Below are 1,190 nucleotides of genomic sequence, written 5' to 3'. Positions count from 1 at the left end.
ATTCTGTCTGCAATTTAATAAATTCAGAAATTCTATCGTAACCTGTTTTTGTTTCATTTTGTTTTATCAATTTTTTATATTTTCTATTTTTTTTGAAAACAATATTCAATTTTTCCAATTTTTTTCTAATATTATCATCTTTTTTCTCAGATGAACTACTTTCATAATATTGCAATAATTTTTTCTTTATTATTTCATTCAAATCATTATTTTTATCATTGTCAATAAAAAATGTATCAATATATATTGCCGTATATTCAGGACAAACCTTCATTCCATTATTCCAACACATTGAAACACCTTCAATAAACCCTTCAATGTAATCCCTATTCTTCATTGTGATAATTCCTTTTCAAAATTATGATTTTTTATAAATATTTGTCAAATCGTCAAAAACAACTTTTTCATAAATCTCAGCATCAGTTATAAACACATATCCATCAAAAAGTACTTCATCGTAAGCCCACACACTAAATTGACTAATAGAATATGGCATTATTTCATCAATTGTTAAATTTTGGAAGAAAAAGTTTTCTGTAATAATTCCATTTCTAGCATTTTCTACATCGTATTTAGTTAAGCTATTTCCCAATTTTTGAATAACCTTCTCCAATGGAACAGACAATTTATTCTCTTTTAAGCGACTGTTTGCCATACCTAAATATTTTTTTACAATGCTATTTTTTATTTTGACATCCCATTCTTCTACATTATCAAGAATAAGAGACATCTGTTTTTCCAGTTCCTTATTATAAATTTCAGCTTCTTCCATTGATACGTACACTTTTTTCCCAAGCCAGTCAACTTCAAAATCCTCAATATCGCCATTATCATTTACATTAAACGCTATCTTCATTTTCCCTCATTTCTATTTTTACCTAAAATGAATCCCAGAAAATGTCATCTCCATTTTCTTCAATATATTTATAAATTTTTTCTTCATTCTCAATCAAATCCTCAACTATTTCAGCCACTTTCTGTATTTTTTCCCAGTTTTCCTTAGTATTTCCAAAATAGCGTCCGACATATCCCCCAGCTTCAGGATCAGAATCATAGTCTTCATAAAGTTCTGGATAATTATTCTCCAAATAACTTTCAATTAAAGCCGCCCATCCATGGCCATTTAAATAAGCTTCTTCATTAATTTCAGATACTTTTTCAAAAATTTCATCAAATTTTTTATCATTATT

3 protein-coding genes are annotated in these 1,190 nt (G+C 27.2%); all 3 read right to left on the bottom strand.

What is annotated here, in order from left to right:
- The coding region (locus tag Q0370_RS10530) for a hypothetical protein (protein WP_299575484.1) at positions 1 to 337 on the bottom strand (337 nt) is incomplete at its 3' end.
- Positions 338 to 358: 21 nt separating this feature from the next.
- On the bottom strand, positions 359 to 856 hold the full coding sequence (locus tag Q0370_RS10525) for a DUF2262 domain-containing protein (protein ID WP_299575482.1): 498 nt from the start codon (positions 854 to 856) through the stop codon (positions 359 to 361).
- Positions 857 to 878: 22 nt separating this feature from the next.
- Positions 879 to 1,190 (bottom strand): Imm51 family immunity protein (locus Q0370_RS10520; protein ID WP_299575480.1); only part of this gene is annotated, 312 nt, incomplete at its 5' end.

The sequence above is a fragment of the uncultured Leptotrichia sp. genome (assembly GCF_938036635.1).
GTDB lineage: Bacteria > Fusobacteriota > Fusobacteriia > Fusobacteriales > Leptotrichiaceae > Leptotrichia > Leptotrichia hongkongensis.
The sequence above is the reverse complement of the archived record's forward strand: the minus strand, read 5'-3'. Positions and strand labels throughout refer to the sequence as shown.

Coding starts and splice junctions, on each gene's coding strand:
- Q0370_RS10525 (WP_299575482.1), bottom strand. CDS start 856: ATGAAGATAGCGTTTAATGTAAATGATAATGGCGATATTGAGGATTTT.